The sequence below is a fragment of the Pseudovibrio axinellae genome (genome assembly GCF_900110875.1).
GTDB lineage: Bacteria > Pseudomonadota > Alphaproteobacteria > Rhizobiales > Stappiaceae > Pseudovibrio > Pseudovibrio axinellae.
Map to the genome: position 1 here is coordinate 832,898 of NZ_FOFM01000001.1, position 15,777 is coordinate 848,674.

A 15,777-nucleotide genomic window follows, 5' to 3' on the forward strand; every position below is an offset into this window, starting at 1 on the left:
AATTTTCTTTGAAACCACGCAAAACCTTTTTAAGTTCCCTGCTCGGTTTAGCTCTGACTGCTGCGGTCCTGCTGGGCGAATTGCTCTTTGAGCATACGGCCTGCTTCGGCAGCGCGCATTGGCTGGCCGAAATGGAAGCCCTGCACGTATTCGCAGCCAAGTTGGAAGAGCTCCAGCGCATCTGACTCTGTCTCTGCCCCTTCTGCTACCACCTCCATACCCAGATCATGACCCAGTGCCACGATGGTGCGCAGGATGACCGGACGAGCGCTCTGGCCGTTTGGCCGCACGAAGGACTGGTCGATCTTGATAGTGTCGAACTGGAAACGCTGCAGATAGCTTAGGGATGAGTAACCCGTCCCGAAATCATCCAGCGACAAGCCAGCGCCAAGACCCTTGAGTCGTTCCAGCACCTGGACTGAGAACTCCGGATTTTGCATGACGAGAGATTCTGTCAGCTCAAGCTTCAACGAACCAGGGGTCAGAGCCGTGCGGGCAAGAACGGCCTTCACGTCGTTGATCAAGTCTGGTTTGAGCAGCTGGCGAGATGAAATATTGACGGAAACAAACAGCGGCAGTGCGTGTTTAAACTCTCGCTGCCACTGAGCCAGCTGCCTGGCGCCTTTTTCCATGACCCTCAAGCCAAGTTCATTGATCAGACCGCTTTGCTCAGCAATCGGGATGAACTCAGATGGCGGCACAAGACCCCTGGTTGGATGATCCCAACGGGCAAGCGCTTCAAAACCTGCTGTGGTTTTATCAGCAAGGCGCACGATTGGCTGGAAGTAGACTTTGATCTCGTCCTTCTCCAACGCGGCACGCAAATCATTATCAAGCGTCAATGTATTGCTTGCAACAGGCTTTAGAGTTGGACGGAAGATCTCGATGCGGTCTCCACCAAGGCGTTTGGCATGGTTGAGAGCAATTTCAGCATCACGCATGAGATCGGTCGCCTTTTCAGGACCACCGTCGAAAATCGAAGCGCCAATGGAGGCTGTTAGGAAGACTTCCTGATCTCCAAACGTGACTGGAGTACGCAGGGATTTACGCAGCTCATCTGCAAAGGAGGCGATGCGGGTTGCGTCTTGTTCCGAGATCATCAAAACAGCAAAGGTATCGGCTGAAATCCGCGACAGAGAATCTTGAGGTTTAATCAAACGAGACAGACGCCGTGCGGCCGTCAGCAACATGGAATCGCCAGCTGTTTGACCAATGCTGTCGTTCACCTGCTTAAAACGATCCAGATCGATCAAAATTACGGTCGGATTGCCGCGGCCCTCTGCTTTATATCGCGCTAATGCTGCTACGAAGCGGTCCATAAACAGTTCGCGGTTAGGCAAGCCTGTCAGGTTGTCGTGCACTGCATCGTGCATCAGCCGCTCTTCAGCTGTCTTTTGTGAAGTAATATCCAGAAGTGTGCCAACACAGCGGATCACTTCGCCATCAGAGCCGAGAACAGGGCGCGCGCGCATTTTGAACCAACGGTAATGACCATCTTCGCCGCGTAGACGAAACGACTGGTTCACACGGCCACGACGATGGTCAATTACAGCGTCAAGGGTCCCGCGAAAAAGGTCGCGATCTTGTGGGTGCAAAATTTCCAGCCAAAGCCGTGCAGGACCGTCCAGTAAGCCCGGTTTAATACCGAGCGCTTCTTCCAGACCGCCGCTAGTATGGATCTTATCGCGGTCCACATCCCAGTCCCAGATGATATCACCAGAGCCCGTAAGAGCCAGTGCGCGGCGCTCTACATCGCTGACAACACTATGCGATAGTCCCGATCCGGCGAATGCATGTTGCATGACCGTGAAGCCTAAAAGCAGGACAAAAAGAACGAGGCCACCTGCCAGAGCTGGCTGGACCAGATCGCTTTGTAATATGCCCGTTGTCGCCATCCATGCAGCAAACAACCATGCCAGGAACAAGAACCAGGTGGGCAGCAGCATGATCGCGCGTTCAAAGCCACTTACGGTGAGCGTCAAGATCACACCAAAGCCCGCAATTGCTACACCTCCCATCAAGATGCGAGAGATGCCAGCAGCAATGGTCGGGTCCCAAAGCGCTAAGCCAAACAAGCTCAAAACGGTAATGAACAAACCGATGGCCAAGTGTGTATAGTGGATATGCCAGCGATTGAGGCCAAGGTAGGCGTAAAGGAAGACGACAAGTGCAGCCGTCAAGCTAATTTCTGCAACCGCACGATAAAGCTGATCATCTCCCAGCGTTCGCCCGAAAACGAGGTTCCAAAAGCCAAAATCGATACATAAGTAAACAAGAACAGTCCAGGCCAACGCCGCTGTCGCCGGAAACAGGATTGTTCCCTTCACCACGAACAAGATCGTAAGGAATAGCGCGAGCAGGCCCGCAATTCCAAGCACGATCCCGCGATACAAGGTATACGCGTTGATATTGTCTTTGTAGGCTTCAGGTTTCCAGAGCCGGATTTCCGGTAAGCTCGGAGTGTTCACTTCCGCGATAAAAGTTACGTTTGCACCAGGGTCCAACGTGATCCTGTAGATGTCGGCTTCTGTGCTGCGCTCGCGAATTGGTGAAATGCCCTGACTTGGCGTTAGAGAAACGATACGCCGCTGACCAAGGTCCGGGACGAGAACACCGCCGCCAGTCATTTTGTAGTAGGGCGCAACCAGCAAACGGTCGATTTGCTCCTCTCCCGGATTAGAGAGCGCAAACACGGCCCATGAACTGGCACTATCATCGACGGAGCGCACTTCGATACGGCGAACAATGCCATCTGAATCGGGCGCCGTCGAAACCTGAATGCTCTTGCTGGTATTTGGGTAGATATCGACCGAGCTGGTCAGATCAAGAGCATCAACATCCTTTGGAACAACGATCGCCTCCAAAGCCATCGCTTGCGATGCAACGACAATGAGCAGGAGAACGCTTAACAGAACGGCCTGAAAAATGTTCTGCACGCGCTGACAATAAGTCCCTGACACCGGCTTCTCCACGATCATATCAAGTTAATTGAATTCCTAGAGAAGATCATTACATCGTCACGACGTCGGTTTCATGGTTGAAGCTTCTGTTACAAGCAATTTATCCCCATCTGCCTCTGATTGTGGCAGGACTTTGGCAAATATTGGTTCTGAATCACGGATTTTCCCAAATAAAATATGGTCTTGCCACATTCCATTGATGAACAAATACGAGGGCGCATACCCCAGCTCAGAGAATCCAACCTTCTTCAGGAGTGCTTTGGAGGGTTCATTTGTTGGCAGGCAGGCAGCTTCAAGTCGGTGCAGGTGCAAAGTTTCGAAACAAAACTCGCAAACCCGCGCAACGGCTTCTTTCATAAAACCGTTTCCAGCAAACGAAGCCCCCATCCAGTACCCCATGGAGGTTGTTTGAGAAACACCGCGCCGAACGTTGGACAGGTTCAAACCACCAAGCAGTTCATCGTTCTCGTTGTTGAAGAGGAAAAATGGATATTGGCTACCTTCACGGATATTCCGGTTACTGCGCCTTATCCGCTTTCTAAAGGAGGCTTTTGTCAGATCATCCGAGGGCCATGTGGGTTCCCAGGGTTGCAGAAAGTCTCTGCTTTGAGAACGTAGCTCCGACCATTGCGCAAAGTCTGCCATAATGGGCGTGCGCAAGTACAGGCGCTTAGTGGTTAGTGTTGAAAGGGATTGGGGAGATGTGCTTGTTTTAAAGAATGACACGACTTATCTCCCCAATCCACTAAAGTTGTATTATGCAGAAAGGGTCACCAACTATGCAACAGCCTTATGCCGCTGTTCCTGACAAACGGGCTTTTAATTCAGTATAATCAAGCATCGGGGCTTTTGGGCCCACCTTCACAAATGTCGGGTTATCTGAGGTGAACAACGTTGCGGACAGTTTCTTTAGACGATCTGCTGAAACTGCATTCAAGCGGCGTTCCAACTCTTCCAAAGCCACAGGATGACCGTGAATCATCACCTGACGCGCAATTTGCCCTGCTCGGGCAGCCGGGCTTTCCAGCGCCATGAGCAGACCAGCACGTAACTGGGCTTTTGCGCGGGAAACTTCTTGTTCAGTGACGCCCTTTGCAATCTCTTTCAGCTGCTCAACCAACACGTCCGTGAGTTCTGCTGCATCGTTTGGTCCGGTTGCAGCATGCACGCCGAAGAAACCGGTGTCAGCGAAGGCCCAGTGGAACGCGTAGACTGAATAACACAGGCCGCGTTTTTCGCGCACTTCCTGAAACAAGCGGGAAGACATGCCCCCACCAAGAATCGAAGCCAGCACCTGAACTGCATAGTAGTCTTCGTGCTGATACGGCAGCCCTTCGAAGCCTAAAATGATCTGAAGCTCTTGCAGGTCGCGTTCTATCGAGCCTTCACCACCAACATAAGAGGCGGTGTTGTCTAAATCAGGTGCATCGGCGGAAAGCTTGGAGAAGCTGGAGTTTGCCAGTTCAACAAGGTGCTCATGGTCAACAGCTCCAGCAGCAGCCAACACCATATCAGAGGCGGTGTATTTGCGTGCTACATATTCACGAATGGCGTCAGCAGAAAAGCTATTGACTGTTTCCGGTGTACCCAGAATCGGGCGACCCAGCGGCTGTTTCGGCCACGCGGTTTCCAGCAGAATATCGAAGATCTGATCGTCAGGCGTATCTTGCGCTGCGCCAATTTCTTGAAGGATCACATGTTTCTCACGTGCCAACTCATCGGCATCAATGATTGAATCCTGCAAGATATCGGAGAGAATATCCAAACCCAGCGGAACATCATCTGCCAGCGTGCGAACATAGTAATTTGTATGTTCTACACTTGTTGAGGCATTCATCTCACCGCCAACGGCTTCGATCTCTTCGGCGATCTCACGCGCATTGCGTTTGGTCGTCCCTTTGAACGCCATGTGCTCCAGCAGGTGGGTTATACCGTTCTCATGTTCACCTTCTGAGCGCGAACCTGCTTTGACCCAAACCCCAAGAGCTGTTGTCTTGAGGTATTCCATTTGATCAGTAACAACAGTCAGTCCGTTATCAAGTTTAGTTAGTTTGACCGCCATTAAACGCCTGCTTTCACGGCACGTGCATTGCCTTCAACAAATTTTGCAACTTCCAGCGCATCTGCTGGAAGCACGTCGAATTTTTCCGTCCTCGTCATGAGGTCGGATAAGTGTGCTGGTAGGTCTGGATTGACACCACACGCGTTTTCAACCGCAGCAGGGAACTTTGCCGGATGCGCTGTTGAAAGTACAATCATTGGGATTTCATCTATGCTGTGGCTTTTTGCGACATGGATTGCGACCGCTGTGTGCGGGTCAAGCAGGTAGCCACTTTCCTTCAGCGTTTCAGCGATGGTCTGCGCAGTTTCTTCTTCACTTGCGCGACCAGCTTCGAACTTCTGTTTGATGAAACCCAGAGCTTTTTCCGAAAGCGAGAAACCGCCGGACTGCTTAAGGCTATCCATCTGGCTTTTAACTGTCGCGCCGTCTTTGTCGTTTGCAGCAAACAACAGGCGCTCGAAGTTAGATGAGACCTGAATATCCATAGATGGTGCAGTTGTTGCCACAACACCACGGGTTTCGTAACGGCCGGTTTCCAATGTCCGTGCGAGGATATCGTTGGTGTTGGTTGCGATCACCAGTTTTTCGATAGGCAGACCCATCTGAGCTGCCACATAGCCTGCAAAAACGTCGCCAAAGTTGCCAGTTGGCACGGTGAAAGAGACTTTGCGGTGCGGCGCACCAAGAGATACCGCAGCAGTGAAGTAGTAGGTGACCTGCGCCACAATCCGTGCCCAGTTGATAGAGTTCACACCAGACAAACCAACGCGTTCACGGAACGGGAAGTTATTAAACAGGTCTTTCAGGATGCCCTGACAGTCGTCAAAGTTGCCATTGATAGCCAGTGCATGGATGTTTGCTTCCTTTGCAGTGGTCATCTGACGCTGCTGCACGGAAGACACTCGCCCTTCTGGGAACAAGATGAACACGTCGGTGCGTTCGCGGCCACGGAATGCTTCAATTGCTGCACCGCCAGTGTCGCCAGACGTCGCGCCAATGATGGTTGCCCGTGCATCTTTTTTGGCAAGAACATAATCCATCAACCGCCCGAGCAGCTGCATTGCCACATCTTTAAACGCAAGTGTCGGGCCATGGAAGAGTTCCAGAACGTATGTGTTTGGAGCTGTCTGAACAAGCGGTGTAACAGCTTCATGCGAGAAGCTTGCATAGGCTTCTTCGATCATTTCTTTCAGATCGTCGTAAGGGATGGAATCGCCAACAAAAGGCGCGATCACCTTGAGCGCAACTTCGCTATAAGGTTTCCCTGCAAACCCTGCAATTTCCTCAACAGATAATTGTGGGAACTCCTTGGGAATATATAAGCCGCCATCGCGTGCCAATCCCGTGAGCAGCACCTCAGAGAAATCGAGTTCCGGTGCTTCGCCGCGCGTACTTACATATCTCAAGGTTACATCCCTTCTCGCATAACCTGAATTTTGGGGTAGTTTAGTGCCGTACCCTATTGGTATTTATCAGGTTTTTGCCGGAATCTGAACACAGATTCCCAAATCATCCGCCATTGTATTTTAAGTGCGAACAGGGAAATAGCAGAAATTTTAAGAAGTTGCACGGCAAAATCTTGTTTTGGCCCTTAAGATCACGCGTGACCGATGTCGCTAGACAGCATTCCTGGGTCAATACCTAGGATTTCCAGCGCATTGTGCCACTTCTGATCCCCTTCTCCTTCAAAGATTAAAGAGGGGTCTGACTTACATGTCAGCCAGCCATTTGCTTGCAGCTCTACTTCCAACTGACCTGGAGCCCAACCTGCATAGCCAAGTGCCAGAAGCGACTTCTTAGGGCCATTGCCCGCAGCAATAGCGCGCAGCACTTCAAGTGTTGCTGTGAGTACGACACCGTCCTCAATTTTCAGGCTGGTTTCTTCAAGAAAATAATCTTCTGAATGAAGAACAAAGCCCCGGCCCGCGTCGACTGGCCCACCACGGTATACTTTGCGCTGCGCAACGCCCATGGCCAATGTGCCAGCATCATCCTCGTCAATAATATTCAATTGACCTAAAAGTTGTCCAAATGTGATGTTAGGGGCTGGCTGGTTGAGCACAATCCCCATCGCCCCCTCTTCTGAGTGAGCGCATACATAAACGACGGAATGGGCGAAGCGACCATCCTCCATTGTGGGCATGGCAATGAGATATTGTCCGTCAATGTAACCCGGTTTTTCACCAGACATGTTGGGGGTGCTCTCCTCATGCTTTAAATGGCTTACCTCTGATTGGAGTGTAGAGGCAATTGAGTTATAGGTACTCACGGATTTTCCAGTGATCAATGATCACGGCAAAAAACGTGAGATTGTTCACGGATCATTGATTGCTTAAGAGGCAATCTTAGTAGGAATTCGAAAAGGGACCGTTTAAATGGACTCTATGATTTCTAAATTCTTCAAATCGACCCTCATTGCTGCTGCGGTTCTATCTGCCTCTGTGACGAGTGCATTGTCTTCAAATGTGTCTGAGTGGGTTATTGTTCAAGGCGGCGCTGTGCGCCTCGTTCGTGCAAGCGAACCCAACACCGATGGCCTTTATCGTGGCGGAATTGAATTTCGCCTTGAAAAAGGCTGGCATACTTACTGGCGCTACCCAGGTGAAGCAGGCATTGCCACGGAAGCAAGCTTCGGTAATTCTGTCAATATCGCAAGCGCAGAGGTCATGTTCCCTGCGCCGCAGACATATTCTGACGGCTTTTCCACATCGCTGATTTATTCCGACAAAGTGGTGCTCCCATTCCTGATCAAGCGCCTGGATGACGGACGCCCTGCTATCTTAAATACCAATCTTACGTTTGGCATCTGTAAAGATATCTGTATTCCGGGCACAGCAGAAGTTTCGCTCGTCTTTCCTGCAAATACAATCCGCGATGATGTTGCAGACAAGCTGGTCGACAAGGCTTTTTCGCAAGTCCCCATCGCTCAGGGTGAGATGCCTAGCCTGTTTACAAAGCTGCAAGTGGTTGGCGAGGGTAAGGACCGCAATCTGAATATCAGTGCGAAGGTTCCAGCCAAAGAAACCTCACCGGAGCTGTTTGTTGAAGGGCCTGCCGGCTCGTATCATGGCGTGCCGGAATTAAGCCTTGTAACAAAAGGTAAGGCCAGCTGGACATTGCCCTATATCGGTTTGCCTGAGGATGTGAGCGATATAGAATTACGCCTGACACTTGTCACAAAGGAAGGGGCATTTGAGGAAACGCAGAATCTGAGTGTTCCTCAGCTCAGCGCCTCAAAATAAGCTTGTTAACGAGCTTTAGTTGCATTTGCGAAACAATGAGCTCACAGCTACAACTGGAGCTCATTGTTTTTGTATACAGACCTGAAACTGAAGGGTCTGATGTCTGGTCACTTTTGAAAGCGAATCTGGGGAACTTTCCATGGTTATACAAGTAGGCGACAAACTGCCAAGCTCCACCTTTAAAGTCATCAGCGCAGACGGCCCTGTTGCCGTCACCGGTGAAGACGTATTTGCAGGTAAAACCGTCGTTTTGTTTGCAGTTCCAGGTGCTTTCACACCGACCTGTCACCTGAACCACCTGCCAGGTTTCATCGACAACGCTGAAGCCATCAAGGCAAAGGGTGTTGATACAATCGCAGTTGTTTCAGTGAACGATGCATTCGTTATGGGTGCTTGGGCACGCGAGACGCATGCAGACGACAAAATCCAATTCCTTGCAGATGGAAGCGCTGACTTTACGAAAGCAGTTGGTCTGGACCTTGATGCAAGCGCTTTTGGTATGGGCATCCGTTCGAAGCGCTACTCCATGATTGTTAAGGATGGCGTCCTGACCTCCCTTAACATTGAAGAGGCACCGGGCGAGGCAACTATTTCATCCGCCGAGAACATTCTTTCCCAACTTTAAGCCGGTTGGACAAAAATACAAAAGGGGAGCTTAAGCTCCCCTTTTTTGCGACAATTTTTAAACGTGTGTTTTATTTGCGCTCGCGTTTGGCGGCTTTTGAAAGCCTATCGTAACGATCTTCTTCTGGCTCATCTTCATCATCAAAGTCATCTTCTGTATTGGAGGATGAACCCTTCTTTTGATCCAGCCATGCTTTAATCAGGAACGCAAGATAGACACCGATCAGCGTGAATGCCAGCCCTGCCCAAGTGAATGCATATTGCAAATGATTGTTGGAGAACGTCATGCGCGTTTCACCCGCTTGCGGAAGTTCTCCTGCAAGGTTTAAGGTCTCCTGCAAATCAATCGAATAAGGAGCGGTCTGATCAGGGAGCAGCCCCATTGATTCCGCCATCACCTTCGGCTCGCGTACATACCATTCGTCTTTATCTTGGTTGGGCGCTACAGAAAACGTACTAGGAATCTCAGCCCTTCGCGCAAGGCCTGTTATGGTCACGGTTCCGCGCGGCGGGGCTGAACCCAAGCGTGTACTAAATTCCTTGCGGTCGAGTGGCACGAAGCCAAGGTTAACCAGCACAGTCCAGCCTTCTTCGGTAATGAACGGCGAGTAGATGAAGTACCCCTGCCCGCCTAACTGCCCCTTTGGCTTGGTTAAGGTATCGAAGTAAAACAGCTCACCTAATATAAACTGACCTGAGACTTCTACGGGCATGTAGTCGATCTCATCGCTAGTCAGGTTTGCCCAGGTGTCCGGCCCCGGTGCAGCAACAGGTGGTTCCACGGCGCGAACTTCAGCGCGCTCGATTAGCGCAAGCTTTTGGTCGAGCCGCGTGAGTTGCCACAAACTCAGGTTGACCAAAATGGCCAGGCTAACGGCTACACACAAGTGCAAAATCCAATAGTGCCTGAGAAACTCAACCACGCGAGGCTTTGCCGTTTCTACTTCAAGCTCGTCTTGTTCAAATTGATCCTCGGTCACAGCGATATCTTTTTTTTCTCTGGTGTCGTCATTAGTATCATGCTGAACTGGCTCGGTTTTTTCGTGCCAGTCAACATCGCCTTGCTGGGCAGGCATTGCCTCGGCCGATACATCGCCAACTTCCCTTTCAGCGATCATCATGCTTCCCTTCCGCTGTAACGCTCTTGTGCAACAGTGCAAACAACCGGCCCTGAAGGCACCATGGAGGCACCAGGCTGACTATTGTCAAATATACACATTCAGCAACAACGGTCACTCTAGGTAGAACGAACAAGCCCTAAACTATGAGGAAGATTACCCCTCACGATAGGAGTCGTAAAGACAAACAGGTGCCTGCCTAGCGCGTCTACGTAGTAAACCAAGTGTGCCTCCAATAAAAAAGGCGGCTTTCGCCGCCCATTTCTTTATCGCTTTGCCTGTAAAAACCAGACCTACTCTTGTCTAAGAGGTTGACGTTACGCGCCACCCCAGATGTAGACAGCCGCAAACAGGAAGAGCCAGACAACATCAACAAAGTGCCAGTACCAAGCAGCGGCTTCGAAGCCGAAGTGCTTTGTTGTGGTGAAATGACCAGCTAACGCACGGAACAAACACACAGCCAGGAAGATAGTACCCACGATTACGTGGAAGCCATGGAAACCAGTCGCCATGAAGAACGTTGAGCCATAGATGTTATCTGAGAACCCGAACGCTGCATGCGAGTATTCGTAGGCCTGACAGGCCGTAAAGATTACACCAAGAACAACTGTTGCAATCAAACCCCATTTCAGACCTTCACGGTCGCCGTGAACCATCGCATGATGCGCCCAGGTTACAGTGGTGCCAGACAGCAGCAGGATCAAAGTATTCAACAGTGGAAGGTGCCAAGGATCAAATGTCTCGATACCCTGTGGAGGCCAAACACCACCGGTGTGTTCAACACGGCCAAACTGGGCTGCTTCGCCTGCGAACAAAGAGGCATCAAAGAAGGCCCAGAACCACGCCACGAAGAACATGACTTCGGACAGAATGAACAGCAGCATGCCATAACGCAGGTGCAAAGTAACAACGCGGGTATGATGGCCTTCGCGAGATTCTTTGACTGTGTCACGCCACCACATGAACATGGTGTAAAGGACAATGCCCAGTCCGATTGCAAACATGCCCCAACCGCTGAGATTGAACCCAACTGTTGTCATGCCATCTGCATCGCTCAGGAATGAGAAGCTTACGCCACCCTCACTCATGCGCATGAATGCAATCGCGCCAATCGCCATCACCAGTGTACCCATGGAGCCAATAAATGGCCACGGGCTTGGATCGATAATATGATAATCGTGGTTCTTAGCACCAGCCATATTTTTTGCTCCCCATTTCAAAAAGGTCGCCTCTGCAAAGCAGATCCGTCGCGCAACCTAAAGCTTATCAGTGGTATCGTTGTTTGGAGAAACCACTGCAGCTGTTTCGTCTTCACCGTCTTTCGGCAATTCAAAGAATGTATAGGACAACGTGATTTCCTTGATTTTTTTCAAGTTCTCATCCTTGTCCATTTCCGGATCGATAAAAAACACGACCGGCATATCGATTGACTCTCCCGCCTGAAGCGGTTGTTCCGTAAAACAGAAACAGTCAATTTTGTTGAAGTAACCCCCAACTTCGAATGGGGCTACGTTAAAAGTGGACGTCCCAGTTGAGCGCTGGTCGGCAGTGCTCGTCGCCTGGTACATGATCTCTGTCATCTGACCGAGCTTCACACGAACTTTTCGTTGTTTGGGCTTGAAGTCCCAATCCAGTCCTGGAGCTACGTTGGCGTCAAAACTGACAATGATCTCGCGGTCCAATATAGTGCTTGATGCCTCATCTGCCCGCTGTGTCGTACCGCCGTATCCTGTCACCTGACAAAAGATCTGGTAGAGCGGCACCGCTGCAAATGAGAGACCAACCATTGCAAAGAACACAAAGCCACAAATCGCAGCAACTTTAACGTTGCTTTTGTTGGTTTTCTCTGCGGCTTCAGTTTCAAGTTTTCGATCAGTCATTGGCATCTCTTACATTGGTCGGTCCATGATGCCCGGACCGAGCTTCACAATGGTGATCACGTAAAACATGGCGACCAGAACAGCGAGGGTGACAGCAAGAGCCACAGACCGTCCGCGGCGGGCTTTTACTTGTTCGTCAGAAAGAACTGCTTTTTGCTTGCTCATTTTCTTATCTTTCCAGATACGCGTTAGACCAAACCCATCACGTTCTCGGCCAGCAACCCTGCAAAAATCAGCATCAGGTAAAAGAGCGAGAACTTGAAGAGGGACATTGCAGCTTTTTTAGCAGGTTCTCCTTCGCGAATTCTCCAGACACGCACAGCGTAGCCAAGGAAAATCAGGCCAAGGACTGCAGAGCCAACGCCAAAGACTTCAGTGGCAAAGCCAAGCAGGTACGGAGACATGCCAACCGGCAAAAGCAGCAGTGAATATAGAACAATTTGGTGACGAGTTGCAGTTTCGCCTGCAACAACAGGCAACATTGGCACGCCTGCGTCCTGGTAGTCGCCGTTTTTAACAAGCGCCAATGCCCAGAAGTGTGGCGGTGTCCACGTGAACGTAATCATGAATAAAGCGATGCTGACGAGTGAAACGTCACCGGTTACGGCAGCCCAGCCAACCATCGGAGGGAGAGCACCAGCAGCACCGCCAATTACGATGTTCTGCGGTGTAGAACGCTTGAGCCACATCGTGTAGATGACAACGTAAAAGAAAATTGTGAATGCCAGCAGGGCAGCAGCGAACCAGTTTGCGACCAGACCAAGTGTCAGGACGGAACCGAATGAAAGCACCATGCCAAATGCAAATGCTTCCGCGCGCGTAATTTTACCGGCCGGAATTGGACGCTTCTTCGTGCGGGACATGACAGCATCGATGTCGGCATCCCACCACATGTTAAGAGCGCCAGATGCACCGCCACCAATGGCGATGCAGAGGATAGAAATAAAACTAAGGAATGGATGCTGATTGCCCGGTGCCATGACCAGTCCAACAGCAGCTGTAAACACGACCAGAGACATCACACGCGGCTTCAGCAACGCGATGTAATCAGACACGCTTCCTCGACCACCTAGATCGACTGCGTCTTCATGAAGCCCTTGTGACTGTTCCACCATTGTCATGCGTGTACCTCTGTCGCGAGTTAGAAACCTGTGCCGTGTTTGGCATTCTTGGCCTCTTTCCAGAACTTTGAAGCCTTTCTGGATCTTAGGCTTTGCTTAAACCGGGGGCAGCGCACCGCCCCCGGGAAATTCAAACCAACACGTTGATCTTCGCCAATTACTTGATCTTTGGCAGAGTCTCGAACTGGTGGAATGGAGGAGGTGAAGACAAGCTCCACTCCAAAGTGGTCGCGCCTTTGCCCCAAGGGTTATTGCCAGCAACGCGCTTCTTCGCGAATGCATCAATGACACACCACAGGAAGATCAAGACAGCGAAGCCGGAGATGTACGAACCGATAGAGGACACAAAGTTCCAACCAGCATATGCATCTGGGTAATCAGCGTAACGGCGCGGCATGCCTGCAAGACCAAGGAAGTGCTGCGGGAAAAACACCAGGTTTACGCCGATGAACATGATTGCAAAGTGCAGAGTTCCGAGGAACTCGGAGTACATGTAACCAGTGAACTTAGGGAACCAGTAGTACCAGGCCGCAAAGATCGCGAACACCGCACCAAGAGACAAAACGTAATGGAAGTGTGCCACAACGTAGTAGGTGTCATGCATCGCACGATCAAGGCCAGCGTTCGCCAGCTGCACGCCGGTTACACCACCAACGGTGAACAGGAACACAAAGCCGATCGCCCAAACCATTGGTGTGCGGAACTCGATGGAACCACCCCACATGGTCGCAATCCATGAGAAGATCTTAATGCCGGTTGGAACTGCAATCACCATGGTTGCAAACAGGAAGTATGCCTGCGTGTCTGCGGACAGACCAACGGTGAACATGTGGTGCGCCCACACAACAAAACCAACAACGCCAATCGCAACCATCGCGTACGCCATTCCGATGTAACCAAATACAGGCTTGTTGGAGAACGTTGAGATGATGTGAGAAACAATGCCGAATGCTGGCAAGATCAGAATGTACACTTCAGGGTGACCGAAGAACCAGAACAAATGCTGGAACAAGATTGGGTCACCGCCACCAGCAGCTTCAAAGAAGGTAGTGCCGAAGTTACGGTCTGTCAGCAGCATGGTGATCGCGCCAGCCAGAACAGGCAGGGAGATCAGCAGCAAAAAGACGGTTACCAGCACGGACCATACAAACAGCGGCATCTTGTGCATGGTCATGCCAGGCGCGCGCATGTTGAAGATGGTGGTGATGAAGTTAATCGCACCCAGAATGGAAGAGGCACCTGCAACGTGAAGCGACAGAATTGCAAAGTCCATTGCCGGGCCTGGCTGACCAGACGTGGACAGCGGCGGATAGATCGTCCAACCACCGCCAACACCGTTTCCACCTGGAGGACCTGGCACAAACAGTGACAGGAGCAACAGAATGAATGCAGGTGGCAGAAGCCAGAAGGAAATGTTGTTCATGCGCGGGAACGCCATATCTGGCGCACCGATCATGATTGGAACAAAGTAGTTCGCAAAGCCACCAATCAACGCAGGCATAACCATGAAGAAGATCATGATAAGCGCGTGTGCTGTGGTAAATACGTTAAAGATATGCGGATCTGAGAAATATTGCATTCCCGGTTCCTGCAATTCCATACGCATAGCAATGGAAAGAAGGCCGCCGATAATGCCAGCCATGATCGCGAAGATCAGGTAAAGGATTCCGATATCCTTATGGTTGGTGGAGTAAACCCACCGCACCCATCCAGTTGGATGGTCATGTGCATGCGTTTCAGACGCAGACATAATTGTGCTCCTTCGTAAAGTTCTTGCTTGCATGCGCTGCAGCCCGTGTTGCGCGCATACTCGGCTAAATCAGTGGGTCCCGTCGTTTAACGGGACACGACCTTCACGTCGGTAGCTGCGGTGGCAGCAACCTTCTTCTGTGCAGCGATCAGCTTCGACAGAAGTGTGTTTGCTTCGTCCACGTCTGATCTGGCAGCGTCAGCCCATGCCTTGTACTGCTCCCTGGTCACGACCTGAACAGCAATTGGCATGAACGCATGGTCTTTGCCGCAAAGCTCTGAACACTGGCCGTAATACATGCCGGTGTTGTCTGCGCGGAACCAAGTTTCATTCAAACGGTATGGTACAGCATCGATTTTGATACCAAATGCTGGAACAGCAAAAGAGTGAATCACATCTGCTGCCGTTACCTGAACACGAATGGTCGTATCAACGGGGACAACAAGATTGTAATCCGCAGCAAGAAGACGCGGCACTTCTGCGCTCGTAAGGCCTTTTTCTGCCATGAGTTCAGCACGTTCGTCGTCCTGAAGCATCAAAGCGTCAAAAGAAACCTCCTCCATGCCGTCATCAGCGTACTCATAGCCCCAGTACCACTGGTAGCCCGTCGCCTTGATGGTCATTTCGTATTCAGGAATGTCGAGCTGTTTGAAGAGCAAACGGAAGGACGGAACCGAAATCATAACCAGAATGAGGATTGGAACAACGGTCCAAACAACTTCAATCATGGTGTTGTGAGAAGAGCGAGATGGCGTTGGGTTTGCCTTCTTGCGAAACTTAAACATTACGAGGAGCAGCATAACTGCTACAAACACCGTAATTGCTGAGATAATGATCAGCGTAAAATCGTTAAACCAGCGAATATCTTCCATCACTGTCGTCGCGGCTGGCTGCATACCCATCTGCCACGGCGTTGGCTGTGCTGCATTAGCTGCACCCGCCATAAGACCCGTCAACCCGATTGCCACGATGATGGCAATGGTCGCCAGGTGATGCTTCAAGAGCTTCATCACGTCTTGC

General features: G+C 50.9%; 14 protein-coding genes. 2 read left to right on the forward strand and 12 right to left on the reverse strand.

The genetic code is table 11. From position 1 onward, the window contains the following. Positions 1 to 47 precede the first annotated feature (47 nt). From BMZ51_RS03790 to BMZ51_RS03810, 5 genes are all read right to left on the reverse strand, one after another. A complete protein-coding gene (locus tag BMZ51_RS03790; RefSeq protein WP_068005905.1) occupies positions 48 to 2,978 on the reverse strand; it encodes an EAL domain-containing protein in 2,931 nt (976 codons plus the stop codon). Between the two features lie 39 nt (positions 2,979 to 3,017). After that, the gene (locus BMZ51_RS03795) at positions 3,018 to 3,686 is read right to left on the reverse strand and encodes a GNAT family N-acetyltransferase (protein WP_068005903.1); all 669 of its coding nucleotides are present in this window, start codon (positions 3,684 to 3,686) and stop codon (positions 3,018 to 3,020) included. A 64-nt stretch (positions 3,687 to 3,750) separates the two neighbouring features. After that, entirely contained in the window at positions 3,751 to 5,022 is a 1,272-nt protein-coding gene (locus tag BMZ51_RS03800) for a M16 family metallopeptidase (RefSeq protein WP_068005901.1), read from the reverse strand. After that, complete coding sequence (gene thrC / locus BMZ51_RS03805; protein WP_068005900.1) at positions 5,022 to 6,428, reverse strand: threonine synthase; 1,407 nt, start codon at positions 6,426 to 6,428, stop codon at positions 5,022 to 5,024. The genes BMZ51_RS03800 and thrC overlap by 1 nt, the downstream gene beginning before the upstream one ends. Before the next feature lie 191 nt (positions 6,429 to 6,619). Continuing rightward, positions 6,620 to 7,213: a YqgE/AlgH family protein gene (locus BMZ51_RS03810; protein WP_068005898.1), complete on the reverse strand. Its 594-nt coding sequence runs from the start codon at positions 7,211 to 7,213 to the stop codon at positions 6,620 to 6,622. Positions 7,214 to 7,397: 184 nt separating this feature from the next. Between BMZ51_RS03810 and BMZ51_RS03815 the strand changes: the two genes are divergently transcribed. Both BMZ51_RS03815 and BMZ51_RS03820 read left to right on the forward strand, forming a co-directional pair. After that, positions 7,398 to 8,264, forward strand: coding sequence for a protein-disulfide reductase DsbD domain-containing protein (locus BMZ51_RS03815; protein WP_208979242.1), 867 nt, complete (start codon positions 7,398 to 7,400; stop codon positions 8,262 to 8,264). 139 nt (positions 8,265 to 8,403) lie between these two features. Beyond that, positions 8,404 to 8,889, forward strand: a complete 486-nt coding sequence (locus BMZ51_RS03820) for a peroxiredoxin (RefSeq protein ID WP_068005897.1) — start codon at positions 8,404 to 8,406, stop codon at positions 8,887 to 8,889. A 70-nt stretch (positions 8,890 to 8,959) separates the two neighbouring features. Here the strand turns inward: BMZ51_RS03820 and BMZ51_RS03825 are convergent, their stop codons facing one another. From BMZ51_RS03825 to coxB, 7 genes are all read right to left on the reverse strand, one after another. After that, positions 8,960 to 10,009 (reverse strand): SURF1 family protein, encoded by a 1,050-nt coding sequence (locus tag BMZ51_RS03825; protein ID WP_208979243.1) that lies wholly within the window; start codon positions 10,007 to 10,009, stop codon positions 8,960 to 8,962. A gap of 314 nt (positions 10,010 to 10,323) precedes the next feature. Then, entirely contained in the window at positions 10,324 to 11,205 is an 882-nt protein-coding gene (locus tag BMZ51_RS03830) for a cytochrome c oxidase subunit 3 (protein WP_068005895.1), read from the reverse strand. Positions 11,206 to 11,262: 57 nt separating this feature from the next. After that, a complete protein-coding gene (locus BMZ51_RS03835; RefSeq protein WP_068005893.1) occupies positions 11,263 to 11,886 on the reverse strand; it encodes a cytochrome c oxidase assembly protein in 624 nt (207 codons plus the stop codon). A 9-nt stretch (positions 11,887 to 11,895) separates the two neighbouring features. Beyond that, a complete protein-coding gene (locus BMZ51_RS24035) occupies positions 11,896 to 12,051 on the reverse strand; it encodes a hypothetical protein (RefSeq protein WP_175484987.1) in 156 nt (51 codons plus the stop codon). A 23-nt stretch (positions 12,052 to 12,074) separates the two neighbouring features. Continuing rightward, positions 12,075 to 13,007, reverse strand: coding sequence for a heme o synthase (locus tag BMZ51_RS03840; protein WP_068005891.1), 933 nt, complete (start codon positions 13,005 to 13,007; stop codon positions 12,075 to 12,077). Between the two features lie 157 nt (positions 13,008 to 13,164). Continuing rightward, a complete protein-coding gene (gene ctaD, locus BMZ51_RS03845) occupies positions 13,165 to 14,757 on the reverse strand; it encodes a cytochrome c oxidase subunit I (protein ID WP_068005889.1) in 1,593 nt (530 codons plus the stop codon). Between the two features lie 86 nt (positions 14,758 to 14,843). After that, positions 14,844 to 15,767: a cytochrome c oxidase subunit II gene (coxB, locus tag BMZ51_RS03850; protein WP_068005888.1), complete on the reverse strand. Its 924-nt coding sequence runs from the start codon at positions 15,765 to 15,767 to the stop codon at positions 14,844 to 14,846. Positions 15,768 to 15,777: the final 10 nt, after the last annotated feature.

Bases quoted from the DNA above. Each gene is read 5' to 3' on its own strand.
- BMZ51_RS03790 (WP_068005905.1), bottom strand. From the start codon at position 2,978: ATGATCGTGGAGAAGCCGGTGTCAGGGACTTATTGTCAGCGCGTGCAG.
- BMZ51_RS03800 (WP_068005901.1), bottom strand. From the start codon at position 5,022: ATGGCGGTCAAACTAACTAAACTTGATAACGGACTGACTGTTGTTACT.
- BMZ51_RS03810 (WP_068005898.1), bottom strand. From the start codon at position 7,213: ATGTCTGGTGAAAAACCGGGTTACATTGACGGACAATATCTCATTGCC.
- BMZ51_RS03815 (WP_208979242.1), top strand. From the start codon at position 7,398: ATGGACTCTATGATTTCTAAATTCTTCAAATCGACCCTCATTGCTGCT.
- BMZ51_RS03820 (WP_068005897.1), top strand. From the start codon at position 8,404: ATGGTTATACAAGTAGGCGACAAACTGCCAAGCTCCACCTTTAAAGTC.
- BMZ51_RS03825 (WP_208979243.1), bottom strand. From the start codon at position 10,009: ATGATGATCGCTGAAAGGGAAGTTGGCGATGTATCGGCCGAGGCAATG.
- BMZ51_RS03830 (WP_068005895.1), bottom strand. From the start codon at position 11,205: ATGGCTGGTGCTAAGAACCACGATTATCATATTATCGATCCAAGCCCG.
- BMZ51_RS03835 (WP_068005893.1), bottom strand. From the start codon at position 11,886: ATGACTGATCGAAAACTTGAAACTGAAGCCGCAGAGAAAACCAACAAA.
- BMZ51_RS24035 (WP_175484987.1), bottom strand. From the start codon at position 12,051: ATGAGCAAGCAAAAAGCAGTTCTTTCTGACGAACAAGTAAAAGCCCGC.
- BMZ51_RS03840 (WP_068005891.1), bottom strand. From the start codon at position 13,007: ATGACAATGGTGGAACAGTCACAAGGGCTTCATGAAGACGCAGTCGAT.
- ctaD (WP_068005889.1), bottom strand. From the start codon at position 14,757: ATGTCTGCGTCTGAAACGCATGCACATGACCATCCAACTGGATGGGTG.
- coxB (WP_068005888.1), bottom strand. From the start codon at position 15,767: ATGAAGCTCTTGAAGCATCACCTGGCGACCATTGCCATCATCGTGGCA.